Raw genomic sequence first — 18,189 nt, 5'->3', positions numbered from 1 at the left:
TATGAAGCAGTTTTCCGAGTTATTTTCCAAGTTAGACCAATCCAACAAGACCAAAGATAAGCTGGAATATTTAAAAAATTACTTTTTGGAAGCGCCGGATGACGATAAAATCTGGACACTAGCGTTGTTTTCTCACAGACGCCCCAAGCGGACGGTTATTACTTCCCAACTCAGGCAGTGGTGCCAGGAGGTTGCGCAGATACCTGAATGGCTATTTGATGAATGTTACCATACTGTGGGAGATTTGGCAGAGACCATTGCCTTACTATTGCCTCCTGCCAGTCAACCATCCAAAAAGTCCCTGACCGAATGGATTCAACTGCTAATTTCCCTAGGTGAAATGCCCGAAGAAGACCGAAAGCCACTGATCATTCAGGCCTGGTCCTCACTTTCCAAAGAGGAACGTTTTGTGTTCACCAAGCTAATTACTGGCGGTTTCCGGGTGGGAGTCAGTCAGAACTTAGTCACCCAAGCGATAGCTGATGCTTTTCAGATGGAAAAGTCCGAGGTTAGTCACCGCATTATGGGAAGCTGGGACCCCGTAAAAGTGTCCTTTTCAGAACTAATTCTATCCAGAAACGTAGCAGATGACCTGTCTCGGCCCTACCCGTTTTGCCTTGCCCATGCCATCGATTTCGACGTGAAGGATTTAGGCGAAGAATCTGACTGGCTGGCTGAATGGAAATGGGATGGCATCCGGGGCCAGTTGATTCGGAGAAATAAACAAACCTACCTTTGGTCCAGAGGGGAAGAACTGATCACGGATACCTTTCCGGAACTTGCTCTAATGGCGGAGGCCTTGCCGAATGGCACCGTACTGGACGGGGAACTGCTTCCCTATGGCCCATCAGGCCCTCTGCCCTTTGCGGTTTTGCAAACCAGAATAGGAAGAAAAACTGTCTCCAAAAAGGTCAAGGAAAGTGCTCCTATTGTATTCGTGGCATACGATCTCCTGGAATGGCAGGGACACGACCAGCGAAGCGATCCGTTGGCAGAACGAAGGCGGACGCTGGAAGCATTGGTGCAATGTACCGATCACCCATCCCTCCGACTCTCGGAGGAAATACCAGCGGGTAACTGGAAGAACCTGGCTCGGCTGAGAGAGCTATCCCGGGACAAAAAAGCCGAAGGGCTGATGCTTAAGCGTAAAAGTGCCGCCTACGAAACCGGAAGAAAACGGGGAAATTGGTGGAAGTGGAAAGTTGATCCGTTAACCGTTGACGGGGTATTGCTGTATGCGCAAAAAGGACATGGACGACGGGCAGACCTGTACTCGGATTACACCTTGGCCGTCTGGGATGGTGAACTGCTGGTACCTTTTGCTAAAGCCTATTCTGGACTGACGGATGTAGAAATGGCCCAAGTGGATCGATTTGTCAAACAACATACCAAGGAGCGGTTTGGTCCGGTGCGGACTGTCAGACCGGAACTGGTTTTTGAGATTGCCTTTGAGGGCATACAGGAGAGCCCTCGCCACAAATCCGGCATAGCGCTCCGCTTTCCGCGCATTCTTCGTTGGCGTCGCGATAAAAAACCCCAAGACGCAAACACGCTTGCCGACCTGCAGCTCCTTTTAAATCAATATGGAAAATAAATCCCTAAGCCCCGCGATCCGCTGGTTTGAAGCCAAGGGGTGGAAACCTTTTCCATTCCAATTGGAAACGTGGAAGGACTACTTGAAAGGCAAGAGCGGCTTGCTAAATGCACCAACGGGCAGCGGAAAAACCTTTGCCCTGTGGATGCCTGCCTTATTGCAGTATCTCCAAAATCATCCGGAGGAGTGGTCCAAACCCCGCAAAAACGGCATTCAGATCATCTGGATCACACCCTTGAGGGCTTTGGCACAGGACCTGCAGCGCGCCATGCAGGAAGCCTGCCTAGAGATGGGTATTCCATGGCGGGTAGAAGTCCGAAATGGAGACACGGATCAAAAAGTCCGAAAAAACCAGTTAAGAAACCCACCCGAGTGTCTGGTTACTACACCCGAGACATTGCACATTTTACTCTCTCAAAAAGAACACAGCCGGTTGTTTGAAGATCTAAAGGCCATCGTGATAGACGAATGGCATGAGCTCTTGGGCAATAAACGCGGCGTACAGGTTCAACTTGCTCTGGCGTATATCAGGCAGCTTTGCAGCCCGACCTTGCAAGTATGGGGAATTTCCGCAACCATTGGAAACATGGAAGCATCCTGCCGCGTGCTCTTGGGCGATCAACTGCCGGTTCATGTAATCCGTGCAAAGGTGGAAAAACATATCCAACTGCACACCATCTACCCAGATGAACTCGAAAAATACCCCTGGTCGGGACACCTCGGTATACGGTTGATCGAGAAAATAATCCCCATCATCGAAAAGCATCGCTCGCTGCTCCTCTTTACTAACACCCGGGCGCAGGCAGAGCTCTGGTACCAGCAGCTGATGGTTGTCAGACCGGATTGGGCGGGTTGGGTAGCCATACATCACGGATCTTTAGATCAGTCTGTACGAAGCTGGGTAGAGGAATCCCTGCATGGGGGAAAACTCAAGCTGGTAGTCTGTACTTCTTCTCTGGATTTAGGGGTTGACTTTCGACCAGTAGACGCAGTAATCCAAGTTGGTAGCCCAAAAGGAGTCGCCCGTTTTATGCAACGAGCCGGAAGGTCTGGACATCAACCTGGTCAATCGAGCATCATCTATTTTTTACCCACCAATGCGCTGGAACTTATCGAAGCCTCCGCCCTGCGGTTGGCCATGGATACTGGCGATATGGAACATATCCACTGCCCTACCCATACCATAGATGTGCTTATCCAGTTTCTGGTGACCCTCTCAGTGGGGGACGGTTTTTATCCGGAAAAACTGTTTCCCGTACTTAGGGCAGCTTACTCGTTTCAAAAGCTGACACAGGAAGAGTTTCATTGGGTATTGACTTTTATCACTAAAGGAGGCGAATCGCTGGGTGAGTACGAAGAATTCGCCAAGGTGACTGTTGAAACAGACAATAAACATGTGATAAAAGATAAGAAAACCGCCATGAGGCACCGGCTGTCCATGGGAACCATCGTGAGTGACCCCATGTATAAAATCAAATTTAAAAACGGAACCTACCTGGGCATGGTGGAAGAATACTTCATCTCAAAACTGAAACAGGGAGACCGCTTTTTCTTTTCGGGCAGAAACCTAGAGTTTTTGCGCCTTAGGGACCTAAGTGCAATCGTGCAACTATCCAAGCGGAAAAGCAACCTAGTCCCCTCTTACATGGGAGGCAGAATCTCGCTGACATCCAAACTTTCTGCCAAGATGCGGGAAATCCTGGAGGCTGCAGCCCATAAGGACTACCGGTCTGAGGAAGTAGCTTATTTGACACCTTTACTGGAACTTCAGCAGCGCCTATCGCTGATTCCTGACGCTCAGACGTTGCTGATCGAGCAATATCATACCAACGAGGGACACCACGTGTTTTTCTTCCCCTTTGAAGGGAGAATGGTCCATGAAGTGTTGGCTGCATTGGTGGCTTACCGGATTTCTGTCAGCTATCCTTTGAGTTTTAGCTTAGCCATGAACGACTATGGATTCGAACTGCTTTCAGATAGTCCCATACCTATAGCGGATGTACTGGAAGAAAACCTGTTTACGGAAGAAAATCTAGAGGATGACCTCCTAGCCAGCATCAACGAAAGTGAGATGGCCAAGCGCAAATTTCGGGACATAGCCACCATCGCAGGATTGGTTTTTCAGGGGTTTCCCGGTAAACCCGTTGCCTTTAAACACCTACAAGCTAACTCCGGCATATTATACGGTGTCTTTGACGAATACGAGCCCGGAAACCTACTGCTAAAGCAAGCGCATCGTGAAGTATTGGACATGCAAATGGAAAAGGATAATATCTTACATGCTATACAGGAAATTAACCGGCAAAAGATCGTATTAAAGAGTCCTGTAAAGTGGACTCCCTTTTCCTTTCCCATCATGGTGGACCGACTACGAGCATCGCTCAGTTCCGAAACCATCGAAGATCGTGTACGGAAAATGCAGGCCAGTCTGGAAGATGGACCATACCCGTAAAAGCCTTGGGATTGCCCGGGAAAAATAGTTACCTTCCACTCTTTAAATTTATTGAAGGCCAACAAAAACGTTGCTACATGCTAGTAAAATCAATCCTACCAGAAGCAGCCAAGCGCCAGCACTTGCTTCGGAGGCAGTACGACCCGCTTAGCAACAGTAAGGTCTAATCCTTTAGAATTAATTATAGACACATGAAATCGAGCATGACGCAAGCGACACACAGTGGGACGATATAATTGCGAGATTCCATCTGACCTTTGAAAAACAAAAAATAAACAGATGAAAAAATACCTATTCGTTTTTACTTGGATTATCAGCCAAGCGTGCTTGGCCCAAACACCCCCCAATGGTCCAGAAGTAACCGACCTAACTTGGGACAAATTTACCGTTGAAACCGTTGTGGATAACCTTTCCGTCCCTTGGGGACTGGCTTTCTTGCCGGATGGAAGCATGCTGGTTACCGAGCGCAGCGGCGAAATGATTCATGTAAAAGACGGTAAAAGAACCGAGCTCAAAGGAGTCCCCGCAGTAAAAGCCGCCGGTCAAGGTGGTTTATTGGATGTCATTGCGCATCCAGAGTATGCACAGAACGGGTGGATCTATTTCTCCTACTCTTCGGAAGAGGGATCTGGCGACGGAGCCCATACTGCAATTGGCAGAGCTAAGATAAGCGGCGACCGATTGACCGACGTGCAGGTGCTGTATAAAGGAAGTCCAAACAGTAGTGCGGGGCACCATTATGGATCCCGAATCGTTTTTGACGGAAAAGGTCATATCTACTTTTCCATTGGGGACCGAGGAGACCACCCCAATAATCCCCAGGATATCAAGCGGGATGGCGGCAAAATCTACCGTCTACATGAAGACGGACGAGTTCCTGCCGACAATCCTTTCGTGGGTACCTCCGGTGCGAAAACGGCCGTATACTCCTACGGACACCGAAACCCGCAGGGGATGATCATTCATCCTGAGACAGGCGACGTGTGGGTACATGAGCACGGTCCGCGCGGCGGCGACGAAATCAACGTGATCAAGAAAGGAGCCAATTACGGATGGCCTGTAATTTCCTACGGCATCAACTACAATGGTACCATATTGACGGAAAAAACCCATGAGCAAGGAATGGAGCAGCCCCTCTATTACTGGGTTCCGTCCATTGCACCAAGCGGGTTTGCCGTGGTTACCAGCGACCGTTACCCCCAATGGAAAGGAGACTTGCTGGTAGGTTCACTTAGCTTTGCCTACCTCGAAAAGCTTACCCTAAATGGCGGCCAGGTAGTGAAGCGGGAACGCGTCATTGACGGCATGGGCCGCGTGCGAAATGTGGTAATGGGGCCCGATGGCTACATTTACGCCGGTATCGAAGGCAAGGGCATCGTGAAGATTGTACCTAACGAATAAGCCGATTTCACACATCAAAAAATTACCCGTGAAGCGAATTGCACTGCTTTTGCTTTTTTTCATGACTTTATGGGCGGGATCCCCTATTGAAGCCCAACAGGAGCCTCCCATAATTCCGCTTCCCGCAGATTTCTCACTAAACGATGGCAACTTCCTGCTTGACCGGGAGGTAGCCATTCGTTTTCCGAACGAGCTGGCATCAGAGGCTGCCTACTTCCGTCAGGAACTGTTTAGGAGAACGGGCATACCCGTGATTACCCGGTTTGGAACCGCTTCACGAATCGAATTGGAGCTGGATTCAGAGTTGAGGGATGCGTACCGATTATCGATCACTCCGGGGCTGATTCGGCTTATTGGGGCGGGTACCGATCAGGTACACCATGGCTTGGTTTCTCTTATTCAGTTGGCCGAAAGTTACATGGGAGATAAGCAGGTGGCGGTCATCCCTTCCTGGCAGATCGAAGACCGTGCCGGCTACGGTTGGCGGGGATTGATGCTGGACGAATCCCGGTTTTTCTTCGGCGTGAAAAAAGTAAAGCAGATCTTGGACTACATGTCCTATTACAAGCTAAACCGCCTTCATTGGCACCTGACCGATAGTCCAGGATGGCGAATTGAGATAAAAAAATACCCCAAATTGGCGCTGGTTGGGGGTATTGGAGATCACCACGACCCAAATAAGCCCAGCGCATTTTACACCCAGGAAGATATAAAAGATATCGTTCGCTACGCCGCAGAACGAAAAATCACCGTGATTCCGGAAATTGACATGCCCGGGCACGCTACCGCGGCCAATCGGGCGTATCCCGAATTTAGCGGAGGTGGGTCAGCACGCTATCCAGAGTTCACCTTCCATCCCGGAAAAGAGGGTACATATGCCTATTTAACGGAGGTGTTGCAGGAAGTAAATACGCTGTTTCCCTCTGGTATGATTCACTTGGGCGGAGACGAGGTTTCTTTCGGAAATGAAAAGTGGGCGACTGACCCCTATGTAACGCGTCTAATGCAACGGGAGGGGCTAGCAGACCTTAAAGCTGTAGAGGATTATTTTATACAGCGAATGGCAGATTCTGTCCTGAACATGGGAAGTAAGGTGCTGGCCTGGGACGAAATGGCAGATGCCACCTTATCCAAAACACAGAGTATCATCTTCTGGTGGCGGCACGATAAACCCGAACAATTGGAGCTGGCGCTAAAAAACGGCTATGCTACCGTGATCTGTCCCCGTATCCCCTATTATTTAGATTTTGTACAGGAAGAATTCCATCAGTTTGGTAGAAAATGGGCCGGTGCTTTTGCGCCACTGAGGGCGGCTTACGAATTCTCCGTGGATGATTTATCCATATCAGCAGGTCTCCCCAAAGACCTCATACTTGGTCTACAGGCAAACTTATGGACAGAAACTGTACATACTAGTCAGCGGATCGACTTCTTACTATTTCCACGAATCGCTGCACTGGCGGAGGCCGCTTGGACACCGGAATTGTTAAAAAAATACGATAATTTCATGCTTCGCTTGGATAGTCATTTACCTCGTTATGAGCAGGATGGCATTTATTTTTACCATCCAAGACAACCGGAATACCATCCCGAGCCGGTGTATAGGCCGTGAAATTTCCCTACTTGATTACCTGAAAGGCCGATGCTTGCCGATTAAAAGGCAGTGCGTCGGCACCTCGTAAATTAAAACGTTCATTAATCTGTCGGATAAGGTGATCCACCCCATATTCAGAACCCGGTATAAAGCCTGGCACCGTAATCACCTGCGCCAATACCCCGCCGAAACCGCGGTGCATGACCCCACGGGGTAAATAAACCAAATCACCCACTTCCAAGGAGTATTCTTTGAATAGGTCCTTGGTCTGTTCCATGGTGATTTTATCGGGTTGGGAAAGCAGGTGTACCTTTTCAGACGTGATAAGTTTGGCCCCGGGGAGTACCATTTGCACGAGGTAAAACTCATCAAAACCTATATCCACAGGGTGGTAATGGCTGAAAGAATCCATGATTCGGACCCGATGGGCATTGATGGCATGGTACACATACTCGCCCACTTCTTTTTTCCAGGTAAGTAGAATTCGCCGATACGCATTGGTTTCCGTGGCGCATCCGCCAGGTTCATCGGTGATATTTGGATCCCAGTCAGGGCGGACAAAGGAAGGAATGTACTCCGCTGGCTTTTCCGGAATGGTAAATACCAGCATGCTCAAGAGGCTATCCGATCGCATGATTTCCCCATTTTGCAACAGGACAATATCCCCCACCGACACCTTGCTCGATCGTTCAGAGCCTCCCGGTCCGGCGATTACTGCCGTGCCTCCACCCTCCTGCACAAAGACTACTTGCGTAAGCGTATTTGACACCAACACATCCGACTGATCTACGTAATGCAGATCGTATCCGGGGTTTCGCTCGCGAAAGGTCCGTTGAATCGCTTCTAAGCCGGTGTATCCATCCCTGCTTAGATGAGCAATCTTAATTTGCTCCTCCTGTGCAAAGGAAGATAGTGCCGAGTGGCCAATCAGGAATACTAGAAGAACAATCTGCTTGAATATCATACACAATGCTGGGTAAAACAAACCGCAATAGACACCATAGGCAAGAAACATGGATCAAATGCAGGGACTCAAAAGGCTCCATTGAGTTTTTGAATAAAAAAAGAATTGCTTAAATTTCCAAGAAATAGGTTCTGCAACATCCTATTTACCTGAAATACGGAGCTTTTTGATCGTTAACAGCTTAAAAAAATGACCGCAAACCAATGGCTTACTTACAATCCCTGCCCCGACCGGAAGCAGTGTTGAAAGAAAATTATGTGCGATTTGTCGAAAGTCCCGGTATCCAACGGTTTTTGGAACGTGGTGGTTCGATTTGCATCGCCTGCAATGGACGGCCTCTAGAAGACCTCCTCGTGCTGGCGGAACTGGGGCATCAGCGCTTCGGCGAAAAATACGTGCAGGAAGGAGCAAAAAAACTTCAAAACCTCTACCAACACTATCCCGAGATACGAAGGCAATACTTTGGAAAACTTCAGACCAACAAGATAAAGCAGGTCGTCACCCATTTCGACCATGTAGAGTCCGTGGCTTCTAAGCGGGAGATAGACCATTTGGTTAAATACAGAAATACAAACAACGAATTTGATACAAAGTCCTTTTTTCTACAGGTAAATATCGGTGCAGAACCTCAGAAAAACGGCGTTTCGCCTGATCGGGCCAGGGAGGTTTTGAACTATGCGACGTCAAAGGGATTGCAGATCGATGGTCTGATGGGCATTCCTCCCAAGCTTCAAGAGCCCAAAAGCTACTTTAAAGCACTGAGGAAACTGGCAGATCAACTGGCTTTGCCGGGATGTCAGATGGGTTTCTCCAAGGACTACAAAGAAGCTATTGCGCAGGGTTCAACGCATCTTCGGATCGGATCGTTGGTGTTTGATGGATGCAAGTAATGGCTAGCTCAAAAAACCATCTCTATAACCTAATAAGGAAGACTTACGCAATGGTCATTCCGGTAATGCCTAGCATACTATTGAAAAAAACGGTATTGATTACCACAAAGAAATGGAGCCAGTTTGTGAGTATGTTTATGCTGGAGGTGTTGTTTCTATCCGGCAAAGAGGTATTTGCAGAGCGACTTTTGGAGCAGTGGATAGACAGGTTTCTGTCAGTGAGAACAAAACCGTTTAAATCTTTCCCGGTAGATGTTCCAAAACAAGCGCGAACCAAGGCAAAGACGATCTCTTTTGACGAAGTGTTTCATCGGTTTTTTGAAGCTATCGGACCGTTGCAAATACGACCCTTTCTGGCATTTGGCACGCTTCTAGGTTACGTACGGGAAAACGGATTTATCCAATGGGACCGGGACATCGATATAGGGCTTTTTAAAGAGGAGGTAGAAATCGACCAACTTAAGCAAACCTTGCAACGAGCAGGGTTTCGAATCGTCGAGGATTTTAGCGATAGCCCTCCCTACAAATTAAAATGTGCATACGGCGACTCCCCGCTAATCGAAATGGTCTTTCTTGAGATGGAAAATGGCTACCGCATAACCTACGGGAGACTGATGGGGCACTCGCTAAAACGCCACCGAAAGCCATTTTCGCTAAAGTCCGTACAGTTTAAGCAAGTCACCGTCTATGTTCCGGACCCACCGGAAGCCTTTTTGACGGAAAATTATGGAGACTGGCAGAATCCCCAGCCTATCTACAGCCATATTTTCCATTCTAAATTGACCGATTATCATACATCCATTATCCGATTTTACGCCAAGCGTTCTTTTTGCGCCCAGCTACTAGAAGGAAATGCCCTCAAAATTGCGCACTTCTTGGACCTGTTTGTACACAAGTACCCACAGGACCCTTTCTGGACCAGCCTTCGCAAACGACTAACCCCTCTCCTGCCATGATCACTGTCTATGCCAAAATGGTCGCTGACCTATTTCACCCCGGCCATGTGGCCTTTCTGAAAAAAGCCCGCGACCTCGGAGACCGACTCGTGGTGCACGTGGTATCCGACGAGCGGGTACAAAAAGCTAAACGCAAGCCCATCATGACCCAGCAGGAACGGATGACCGTGTTAGCTGCATGCCGGTATGTAGATGAGGTACGCATAGATGGACCTAGGGAGGTGAGTGATGCCTTCTTGGATGAACAAGGTTTTGATCTTTTCGCCTATGGGTACTCGGACGAGCGTGAACGGAACACCAAAGCCTTCGAATACCGAAACATCTCCTCCGAACGCATCCGTATTATACCCTACAGCTCAGAGGTCTCCACCACCCAGCTTATTCAGCGGGTAAAGACGCTGCTTTCCTCGGAATAATGTGGGCCAACGGACGCTCTCCTACAGATTCACTTGCCGCCTTCCAAAAATTACCAACGCGAAAATATAGGCCAACAAAAAAACAATGACGACGAGACTGAGATATTCATCATACCTAAACCGAAATACCTCAAGCCAAATCAGCAGTTGGAGAATCAAAAACGACATCCCCACTATCCTAAGCGGCTTGGCAATTTTCACCTTTCTTTCAAAATCTGATATATCCAGGGGCTTTTAAGGTAGATGCTCGGTGGTGTTTGATCGCAAAAACCTAACCAAGGCATACCAAAATCCGGCACCCATAAACAATACGGCCAGGATGGGAACTAGCTTGTATTCCCCCGGGCTTACATACACGTAGATCAAAATCCCCACTACCCAGAGTGGGATGAGAAATGATAAATAATTTAGCCTCATAATCGTTTCTAAAAAAACTCTCAACTTACTACGATCAGGCCCCTAGATAACCCGCACTATTTACTAGCCCAACCTCATATGGTAGACCGCCACAAACACCAGTGCCAGGTTAATCAATAGCCGAACCTCAGCCCAAACCTTGGCCCTTGTTTGAGAAACCTCATACTTGGATCCCAGATCGTACATCAACTTGCCAATCAACACGATATTCAAAGCAAGTAGTACCAACACGCCATACCACAGTGCGGATGGCCATTCGAAAATCCGTATCAGTCCGGAAAATACGTACGCCGACAGCGTAAGCACACTGGTATTGCTTTGCAGTTCGTATGGGTGGAAAAAGGAGGTTCGAGACGTATTCATGACAAGTTGTGCTTTCTTTCAACCTAACTATCAAGGCTGAATGGCCGAAAATCCCTGCACTTTCGAAACTTTTCCTGCCTACCAACCTTCGCTATGGAGCAAGTTAAGCAAGAGTCACTGAAATTTCATTTCAGTTTAGCCTGCTTCTTTCAGGCCTTGATTCATATTGAATGAACAATTAGGGGCGACGGTAGGCCATCTTACGGCTGGTGTTTGGCGTTCTCTAACGATTCAATGAACAAATAAACGTTCGAAGATGGGTTAGAAAAACCAGGCAACTCTTTTGCCCTTGAACAGGCCGTATGGCATTCCTCTTCAAGTTTTTTACGCATCGAAACACCTAATACCCCCTTTTTGTAAGAATGGTGGAGAAAATTGCTCAATTCACGCACGCATTCCGCAGAAGATATAGATGTCTTTTGATTTTTATAATGCAGCAGAAACCACAGCTCTATGGTTGGATTAGAAAGCAGGAGGGTCACACCCGATAATGATTGAATTTTATCCAAAATATGCTCCACATCCACATCATAAAGCAAAAAATCCATATCCTTGGGGTGACTGGGCTTTCCTCTTTTTTGTCGCTGTATCAATTGTTGACTTATCCCTGTACCTGCAACGCAGGTCACAATTTCGATTGGTACCCGATACTTCGATCGGAGGTGGGCCACGTAAGCTTGCTCGGTCTTTCCTTCACAAAACACCCAGATTTGCGGCTTTATCCTCTTTCCTTTAGGTTTATGCCGTTTGCTCATTCAGTAGATCTTTGATATTTTCCGGATTATCCTCTATGTACGGAATCGCATCAAAACGACCCTGCAAATAAGCCTTTTCCAAATCCATGGTCTCCCTAAAATCGCTGTAGTCATACAAAGAGTAGAGGTCCGTGGAACTATCCTCCCGTTTGTTAACAAAATAAATCTGGTCCTTTCTCAAACTTTTTAGATCCAGGAACTTGGTATTATGTGTGGTGCACAATAGTTGGGCTTGCTCACCCGCGCTAAAAAAATTAAATATATACGCTATGATTTTGGGGTGCAGACTTTCTTCAATTTCATCAATCAATAATATTTTATTATTCTTGACGATATCAAGAATTGTCAACATGATAAAGAATAATTTAATGGTTCCCTGGGACTCTTCAGTAAGAAAATCGAAACCTCTGTTTGGGTCTCTTCTATGGTAGGTAGTGATCTGCAAGCTTTCCTGTACCACTTCCTCAACTGTTAAGGTCAGGGTATCCAAATTGGCATTAATATTTTTACCAGGCTGCTTTAGCAATTTGATTTTAACGTCTACAATATCACTATCTGCAATCTTAAGTGCCTGAATAAGCTGGATCTTGTTTTCTTTACTTAATTTCTCGATTGCAGAAATTCCAAAACCTAGGTACTGAAGAATAAAGGTATTGTGAAAATAATTGAAAATCTCTTTAGGTATTTTCCTGTCCATTTGACTGGCCCGGCTAATGTAAAGCGTTTTGTTAGAGGTGTTCTCAGCCACATCCATCGGCCTTTTTATCACGTCACCAAACGTATAAATCTCACTTTTGGCCTTGCCCCTGTATTCATCACGGGTAAAAATCTCCTTGATTCGACCCTTCGGATAAAAATGCAGTGTTTCGGTGACAACCTGATTGTTTGTCAGGCTAAAGGTATACAGATATTCAATTCTGTTGGAAATAAATCGAATAGAATAACTACTCGGTTGGCTGTCTAGTCCATCAAACTTAAAAGGACGAAAACCAAAAACCGAGTTTTCATTGTGCATGTGTGAACTTAACACCATCGAATGACAAAAACGAATCGTCTTAATAATATTGCTCTTGCCGGAGGCGTTCGCGCCGTACATTACTAGCGTCTTCAGGACCTGTGTCTTTTCGTGCCAAAAGGTATTATGTTCTAAGGAACGTGCAGCGGCCGATTTGATGTTGGCAGCACGAAAATCAATACACACCTCATCTTTGATGGAAAAGAAATTACTGATCTTGATTTCAAGTACCATTTTAAAGTTCCAATTTGTAGGTTTTTTACGAATATAGCCATTAAAAATAAAATAGCAACAATTCCACCAAATCCCGAAGTTAAGCACTAAGGTAAAGTGCTAGCTCATTTCAAAGCCAACACCTTTTCCACTCCACTTTACCCATTACAAACCGTTTAAAATCGGCCATTTTTCCGTAATTTTCTGCGCTAGAACCAAATCAAACAATAATGACGAGACTTTATATCGTATTTTTCGCATTGGCCTGGATTTCCTGCTCGGGGCCACAAACCCAACAAGTGGAAATCAACGTGGCCGACGGCTGGCGCACGCTCTTTAATGGCAAAGACATGGAAAAGTGGCGGATCAAAATCGCCAAACACGAACTCGACGAGAATTTTGCCAATACCTTTCGTGTGGAAGATGGCCTGATGAAAGTGCGCTACGACGGGTACGAGGACTTTGACCGGCAATACGGCCACATATTCTACGACGAGCCCTTTTCGTACTACCTGTACCGTGTGGAATACCGCTTTGTGGGCGAACAAGCCCCCGGAGGCGAAGGATGGGCCCTGCGAAACTCCGGCGTAATGCTGCATGGGCAGAAGCCCGAAACCATGACCAAAGACCAGGATTTCCCCATCTCCATAGAAGGGCAGCTGCTGGGAGGGGACGGTACCAACAACCGAACCACCTCCAACCTCTGCACCCCCGGCACCAACGTGGTGATTGACGGGGAACTCTTTACCCCTCACTGCCTAAATTCCAGTTCCAAAACCTACCACGGGGAGCAATGGGTTGTTGCGGATTTCCTGGTACTGGGTGACAGCATCATCCACCATATCTTGGAAGGGGATACCGTATTGACCTACCACAAGCCTCAGATAGGCGGCGGCAACGTCAGCAACCACAACCCCGACATTAAAAAAGATGGCCAACTGATCTCGAAGGGGTATATTTCCCTGCAAAGTGAGAGCCATCCCATTGATTTTCGACGGGTGGAGATTTTTGACCTCTCCGGCTACCACGCAGAGGGCCGATTGGAAGAAGCATTACAAGCCCTGCGAAAAGCAGAAGGTTACTAAAAAAATACCCGAGAAGCTGATTCGTTCACTTCTCGGGTAAAACCATTTTATGGAGCGTATTCCAGACTACACCCGCACACCGGTGGTGCCGCCACCTGCCAAGGTGATGTCCACAGGCTTGTTGGATTGCCAGGAACCTGCGGTAAAATCAGGCACATCAATGGAGTTGGATCTGTTCGCGACAGACCACTCGCTTAGCGGGGTTATGGCAGACCACAGCGCCGCATCGTATACGTCCTGATCCAACGGTAAGCCGTTTCGCAGGCAGTCGATCATGCGCCAATCCATCATAAAGTCCATACCTCCATGGCCGCCGATCTGCTTGGCCATCTCCCCAACTTTACGGACGATCTCCGGTGTGTATTTTTCCTGTAGCGCCTTCATATCTTCTTCTTTCAGCCAACCGTGTCCATCGGAAACGCCCTCCTTGGGCCATTTTTGTGCCATGGCTTTGGTACCACTTACCAAGTGGATACGGGAGTAAGGACGCGGAGAGGTCACATCGTGCTGAATCATGATGGACCGACCCTTTTTGGTCTTTACCATGGTGGTGTTCATATTACCACGGTACTTTTCATTGGCAAATGAGTTGTAATAGGAATCCTCCTCTGCCAGTTTCTGGGCATGGGCCTGCATCATAAAGTCCTTACTAGAGAGCGATGTCAGGTAGTCCATCTGATCACCCCGATTGATGTCCATGATCTGGCAGATAGGACCCAACCCGTGTGTTGGATAGCGGTTGCCATCCTTGAAGTTTTCGATCAATCGCCACATTTCCTGATAGCCGGTGCCCTTTTGAAAATTGAGGTCGATCAGATCGTGGATGTATGCACCCTCGCCGTGGATAATTTCGCCAAAATAGCCATCCCTAGCCATGCTCAGGGTCATCAGTTCAAAGAAGTCATAACAGCAGTTTTCGAGCATCATGCAATGCTTCTTGGTGCGCTCGGATGTCTCCACCAGTTGCCAGCACTCTTCCAGCGTAACGGCCGCTGGCACTTCGGTGGCCGCATGCTTACCGGATTCCATCGCATAAACGGCCATAGGGGTATGCCACTGCCAGGGCGTAGCGATGTAGATCAGGTCCAGATCGTCCCGATCCACCATTTTCTTCCATGCGTAAGAACTACCGCTGTAGGTCACAGGCTGGTGTGGGGTGCCCTCAAGACTCTTTACCACCTTATCCACCATTTCGGGACGTAGATCGCAAAGAGCTTTGATTTCTACGCCCTCGATCTTGCTTAAGCGATTGACAGCACCGGGTCCACGCATGCCCAGTCCTATCACGCCTACACGGACCGTACTCAGCTTGGGGGCGGCAAAGCCCGACATGTTAAATCGCTGATTGTGTTTCTTTAGACTCTGAATCTTTACCTGGTCCAACTGCTCCTGAGTGAAGCCAGTGATTCCAGCTCCCACCAGTCCCATTCCTGCCAAGCCGGATATTTTCAGAAAATCTCTTCTTTTGTTGCTCATAATCGATGGTATAATATGTATGCTATTCGGGTTATTTTTGATCATTGGTCCGGAAGGTAAAACAAAACGGTAAATCCCCTTCCATTTATTACATGAACAGTACTTATATCTTGAAGAATATTTTCTTTCTGTATAGAAAATAACATAAGTACCACATGGCACCTAGCGTCAGCAGGGAGTTAATCAACTTCTGAAAATTCTCCGGAATACCCACGGCTTCCAATACGCCAAAGTTAAAGATCCCCACAAAACCAAAGAGCCAAGAACCCAAAATGTTGGCAAAAAGGTAGATGAAAATCGGATTCATACCAACGATGATAAACCCTCGGGTCCAAGATTGCACCTTGCGCATATCCACCAGCCAGTAAAACAACGCCAGGGCAAGCAAAGCCCAGCCTCCAGAGGCCAGCACAAAAGAAGTGGTACTGATTCGCTTGATGATCGGCGTGACCGCGGTCCAATCCAGACCGTAGCCGATGACCAAACCGACCACACCGGCTAGGACAAATACCTTGACCTTATCCAAGTCACTTTTGCTACCCAAAAGCAGGTTTCCGCACATGGCTCCCCAAAGCGTGTGCACGGCAGTAGGTATGCAGTTGATGGCTACCCAGCCGCCGCCGTTGATTTTACCCATCAGCAGCATATCGGTGTAACTCCCGAAATTTTCTCCCTTAACGAAAGGTGCCTCGGGATTGTAAAGACGGTACATCACCTCGGTGAGGATCAGCAGTCCTACTGACACGCTCAATTGAACTTTCCAAGGCTGACGAAGTAGGAAATAGGTAAGGAGGATGGTAAAGGAAAGCTGTGTCAATACATTCCAAAGCTCAAACACCAACTTTTGACTGTATACACAATGCAGTCCAGTACCAAACAAAAACAGCAAAAAGCAGCGCTTCAGGATGTGCCGTGTGACCTTTGAGTTGTCACCTCCTGCACTTAGGCGCTTGTTGAGCGAAAAAGGCATCGCCACCCCCACGATAAACATAAAGAACGGCTGAATCAAATCCCAAAACCGCAAGCCGTTCCAGGGATGATGGGTAAACTGGATCATCAGGCTGTGTCCGAAGGAGTCTTCCGGAAACATGCCGATCAGGTGACGGTACAGGAGCGCACTCTCTGCAATGAGCAAAAACATGGTGATACCTCTATAGGCATCCAATGAAACCAACCGCTGTTGGCCTGTGAGGTTTGGTGTAGACATGTGGAGGGTAAATCGTTAGTCGCTATAAAACTAGGTTTAGATCAAGCAAATTGACTAATCCGAAGAAAGGTCAACCTCCAAATATAGTAGTTCCCGACAAACGCCCAAACAACTTTGCTTGGAATGGCGAAAAACCGACCACTCAGCACAAATTAATCAGCAAATCTAGGTATGCCCATACGAAATTCGGATCAAACTGGTATATTCATAAAAAAATACCTATGCGATACCTATTACTTCTTTTCGCATCGCTTGCGATCGCCTGTAATCCTTTGGCAACTGATCAAGCTACCGAAACCACCGGCACCCAGGAGGCTGACGTGAACCAACTGCTGCTTAAAGATCATAAGCCCGTATCCCTGTACAAAAACCAGCAAACATCCATCAGCAAAGCAAAATTTCCGGTTATAGACATGCATTCCCATACCTATGCCCGCTCCTTGGAGGAGTTGGACGCTTGGGTGGAAACCATGGACCGGGTGGGCATCGACAAAACGGTACTGCTGACTTATGAAACAGGCCCTAGGTTTGATTCCCTGATGCAGGTATATGCGCGACATGAAGGGCGCTTTTTGTTGTTTTGTGGATTTGATTATACGGGCTACGACGAGCCGGGATTTGGTCCAGCAGCCGTAAAAGAACTGGAACGCTGCGTGGCCGCCGGAGCGGTGGGCGTAGGCGAACTGGGCGACAAGGGATCCGGATTGTTTTACTCCAGACCTACCAAAGCCTACGGCATGCACGTCAATGACACCCGCATGAAGCCTTTATTGGAAAAATGCGCGGAGCTCAACATCCCCATCAATATCCACGTCGCCGAACCCCTTTGGATGTACCACCCCATGGATGAAACCAACGACGGTCTGATGAATGCGTTCCGCTGGAGACTGGATGACAAAGAAGGCATTGTAGACCATGCCGGCATGCTGGAAATCCTGGAAGATGCAGTAGCACAAAACCCAAAGACCACCTTTATCGCCTGCCATTACGGTAACTGTTCCTACGACCTGAGCATCGTCGGAAACATGCTCGACAAATACCCGAACCTCTACTTGGACAACAGCGCAAGGTATGCAGAGACAGCCACGATCCCCCGTACTGTAAACAAGTTTTACAGTCGGTATGCGGACCGTATACTATACGGCACTGACATGGGCAGAAACGAGTCCATGTACCTAACCACCTTTCGGATCATGGAAACCGAGGACGAGCACTTTTACGACCGGGGGATCTCGGGATACCACTGGCCTATGAACGGCTATGGACTGGGTGATGAGGTATTGAAGAAAGTGTACTACGATAATGCCAAAAAAATGCTGGGGCTTTGACCCCGGCTATAGTTCTCGGTTAAACGCAGACAAGGATTTTTATGATTGAACCTCTTTCGAAGA

The 18,189-nt window shown here is 47.7% G+C and carries 15 protein-coding genes; 9 read left to right on the top strand and 6 right to left on the bottom strand.

Annotated features, from left to right (window positions below):
• Position 1 precedes the first annotated feature (1 nt).
• The 4 genes from JJU34_RS04570 to JJU34_RS04555 all read left to right on the top strand — a co-directional run bounded on the left by JJU34_RS04570 (position 2) and on the right by JJU34_RS04555 (position 7,059).
• Positions 2 to 1,594: an ATP-dependent DNA ligase gene (locus JJU34_RS04570; protein ID WP_228691144.1), complete on the top strand. Its 1,593-nt coding sequence runs from the start codon at positions 2 to 4 to the stop codon at positions 1,592 to 1,594.
• The gene (locus JJU34_RS04565) at positions 1,584 to 4,046 is read left to right on the top strand and encodes a ligase-associated DNA damage response DEXH box helicase (RefSeq protein WP_228691143.1); all 2,463 of its coding nucleotides are present in this window, start codon (positions 1,584 to 1,586) and stop codon (positions 4,044 to 4,046) included. The genes JJU34_RS04570 and JJU34_RS04565 overlap by 11 nt, the downstream gene beginning before the upstream one ends.
• 279 nt (positions 4,047 to 4,325) lie before the next feature.
• Positions 4,326 to 5,447, top strand: coding sequence for a PQQ-dependent sugar dehydrogenase (locus JJU34_RS04560; protein WP_228691142.1), 1,122 nt, complete (start codon positions 4,326 to 4,328; stop codon positions 5,445 to 5,447).
• A 28-nt stretch (positions 5,448 to 5,475) separates the two neighbouring features.
• Positions 5,476 to 7,059, top strand: coding sequence for a family 20 glycosylhydrolase (locus JJU34_RS04555; protein WP_228691141.1), 1,584 nt, complete (start codon positions 5,476 to 5,478; stop codon positions 7,057 to 7,059).
• 7 nt (positions 7,060 to 7,066) lie between these two features.
• On the opposite strand, the gene JJU34_RS04550 is transcribed toward JJU34_RS04555, so the two are convergent.
• Entirely contained in the window at positions 7,067 to 8,005 is a 939-nt protein-coding gene (locus JJU34_RS04550) for a cupin domain-containing protein (RefSeq protein ID WP_228691140.1), read from the bottom strand.
• 203 nt (positions 8,006 to 8,208) lie between these two features.
• Here JJU34_RS04550 and JJU34_RS04545 point away from each other — a divergent pair, with 203 nt between their 5' ends.
• The 3 genes from JJU34_RS04545 (at position 8,209) to JJU34_RS04535 (ending at position 10,267) form a co-directional block, all read left to right on the top strand.
• On the top strand, positions 8,209 to 8,895 hold the full coding sequence (locus JJU34_RS04545) for an alanine racemase (protein WP_228691139.1): 687 nt from the start codon (positions 8,209 to 8,211) through the stop codon (positions 8,893 to 8,895).
• Positions 8,896 to 8,960: 65 nt separating this feature from the next.
• Positions 8,961 to 9,851, top strand: a complete 891-nt coding sequence (locus JJU34_RS04540; RefSeq protein WP_228691138.1) for a LicD family protein — start codon at positions 8,961 to 8,963, stop codon at positions 9,849 to 9,851.
• Entirely contained in the window at positions 9,848 to 10,267 is a 420-nt protein-coding gene (locus JJU34_RS04535) for an adenylyltransferase/cytidyltransferase family protein (RefSeq protein ID WP_228691137.1), read from the top strand. Before JJU34_RS04540 ends, JJU34_RS04535 begins: the two co-directional genes overlap by 4 nt.
• 480 nt (positions 10,268 to 10,747) lie before the next feature.
• On the opposite strand, the gene JJU34_RS04530 is transcribed toward JJU34_RS04535, so the two are convergent.
• The 3 genes from JJU34_RS04530 to JJU34_RS04520 all read right to left on the bottom strand — a co-directional run bounded on the left by JJU34_RS04530 (position 10,748) and on the right by JJU34_RS04520 (position 13,051).
• On the bottom strand, positions 10,748 to 11,047 hold the full coding sequence (locus tag JJU34_RS04530) for a hypothetical protein (protein WP_228691136.1): 300 nt from the start codon (positions 11,045 to 11,047) through the stop codon (positions 10,748 to 10,750).
• Between the two features lie 200 nt (positions 11,048 to 11,247).
• The gene (locus JJU34_RS04525) at positions 11,248 to 11,802 is read right to left on the bottom strand and encodes an RloB family protein (RefSeq protein WP_228691135.1); all 555 of its coding nucleotides are present in this window, start codon (positions 11,800 to 11,802) and stop codon (positions 11,248 to 11,250) included.
• Positions 11,786 to 13,051 (bottom strand): ATP-binding protein, encoded by a 1,266-nt coding sequence (locus JJU34_RS04520; RefSeq protein WP_228691134.1) that lies wholly within the window; start codon positions 13,049 to 13,051, stop codon positions 11,786 to 11,788. Before JJU34_RS04520 ends, JJU34_RS04525 begins: the two co-directional genes overlap by 17 nt.
• Before the next feature lie 209 nt (positions 13,052 to 13,260).
• Between JJU34_RS04520 and JJU34_RS04515 the strand changes: the two genes are divergently transcribed.
• Positions 13,261 to 14,115: a DUF1080 domain-containing protein gene (locus tag JJU34_RS04515; RefSeq protein ID WP_228691133.1), complete on the top strand. Its 855-nt coding sequence runs from the start codon at positions 13,261 to 13,263 to the stop codon at positions 14,113 to 14,115.
• A 66-nt stretch (positions 14,116 to 14,181) separates the two neighbouring features.
• On the opposite strand, the gene JJU34_RS04510 is transcribed toward JJU34_RS04515, so the two are convergent.
• Both JJU34_RS04510 and JJU34_RS04505 read right to left on the bottom strand, forming a co-directional pair.
• Entirely contained in the window at positions 14,182 to 15,591 is a 1,410-nt protein-coding gene (locus JJU34_RS04510; RefSeq protein WP_228691132.1) for a Gfo/Idh/MocA family oxidoreductase, read from the bottom strand.
• Positions 15,592 to 15,694: 103 nt separating this feature from the next.
• The gene (locus JJU34_RS04505; RefSeq protein ID WP_228691131.1) at positions 15,695 to 16,798 is read right to left on the bottom strand and encodes a DUF5009 domain-containing protein; all 1,104 of its coding nucleotides are present in this window, start codon (positions 16,796 to 16,798) and stop codon (positions 15,695 to 15,697) included.
• Positions 16,799 to 17,019: 221 nt separating this feature from the next.
• Here JJU34_RS04505 and JJU34_RS04500 point away from each other — a divergent pair, with 221 nt between their 5' ends.
• Entirely contained in the window at positions 17,020 to 18,126 is a 1,107-nt protein-coding gene (locus tag JJU34_RS04500) for an amidohydrolase family protein (RefSeq protein ID WP_228691130.1), read from the top strand.
• Positions 18,127 to 18,189 lie beyond the last annotated feature (63 nt).

Source organism: Lunatimonas sp., from assembly GCF_020832325.1.
Classification (GTDB): domain Bacteria; phylum Bacteroidota; class Bacteroidia; order Cytophagales; family Cyclobacteriaceae; genus Lunatimonas.
Note: the sequence above shows the minus strand (reverse complement) of the source record. Positions and strands in the feature narration are given on the sequence as shown.

Excerpts from the sequence above, each read along its gene's own strand:
- JJU34_RS04570 (WP_228691144.1), top strand. The coding sequence starts at position 2 with ATGAAGCAGTTTTCCGAGTTATTTTCCAAGTTAGACCAATCCAACAAG.
- JJU34_RS04565 (WP_228691143.1), top strand. The coding sequence starts at position 1,584 with ATGGAAAATAAATCCCTAAGCCCCGCGATCCGCTGGTTTGAAGCCAAG.
- JJU34_RS04560 (WP_228691142.1), top strand. The coding sequence starts at position 4,326 with ATGAAAAAATACCTATTCGTTTTTACTTGGATTATCAGCCAAGCGTGC.
- JJU34_RS04550 (WP_228691140.1), bottom strand. The coding sequence starts at position 8,005 with ATGATATTCAAGCAGATTGTTCTTCTAGTATTCCTGATTGGCCACTCG.
- JJU34_RS04545 (WP_228691139.1), top strand. The coding sequence starts at position 8,209 with ATGGCTTACTTACAATCCCTGCCCCGACCGGAAGCAGTGTTGAAAGAA.
- JJU34_RS04540 (WP_228691138.1), top strand. The coding sequence starts at position 8,961 with ATGCCTAGCATACTATTGAAAAAAACGGTATTGATTACCACAAAGAAA.
- JJU34_RS04535 (WP_228691137.1), top strand. The coding sequence starts at position 9,848 with ATGATCACTGTCTATGCCAAAATGGTCGCTGACCTATTTCACCCCGGC.
- JJU34_RS04530 (WP_228691136.1), bottom strand. The coding sequence starts at position 11,047 with ATGAATACGTCTCGAACCTCCTTTTTCCACCCATACGAACTGCAAAGC.
- JJU34_RS04525 (WP_228691135.1), bottom strand. The coding sequence starts at position 11,802 with ATGAGCAAACGGCATAAACCTAAAGGAAAGAGGATAAAGCCGCAAATC.
- JJU34_RS04520 (WP_228691134.1), bottom strand. The coding sequence starts at position 13,051 with ATGGTACTTGAAATCAAGATCAGTAATTTCTTTTCCATCAAAGATGAG.
- JJU34_RS04515 (WP_228691133.1), top strand. The coding sequence starts at position 13,261 with ATGACGAGACTTTATATCGTATTTTTCGCATTGGCCTGGATTTCCTGC.
- JJU34_RS04510 (WP_228691132.1), bottom strand. The coding sequence starts at position 15,591 with ATGAGCAACAAAAGAAGAGATTTTCTGAAAATATCCGGCTTGGCAGGA.
- JJU34_RS04505 (WP_228691131.1), bottom strand. The coding sequence starts at position 16,798 with ATGTCTACACCAAACCTCACAGGCCAACAGCGGTTGGTTTCATTGGAT.
- JJU34_RS04500 (WP_228691130.1), top strand. The coding sequence starts at position 17,020 with ATGCGATACCTATTACTTCTTTTCGCATCGCTTGCGATCGCCTGTAAT.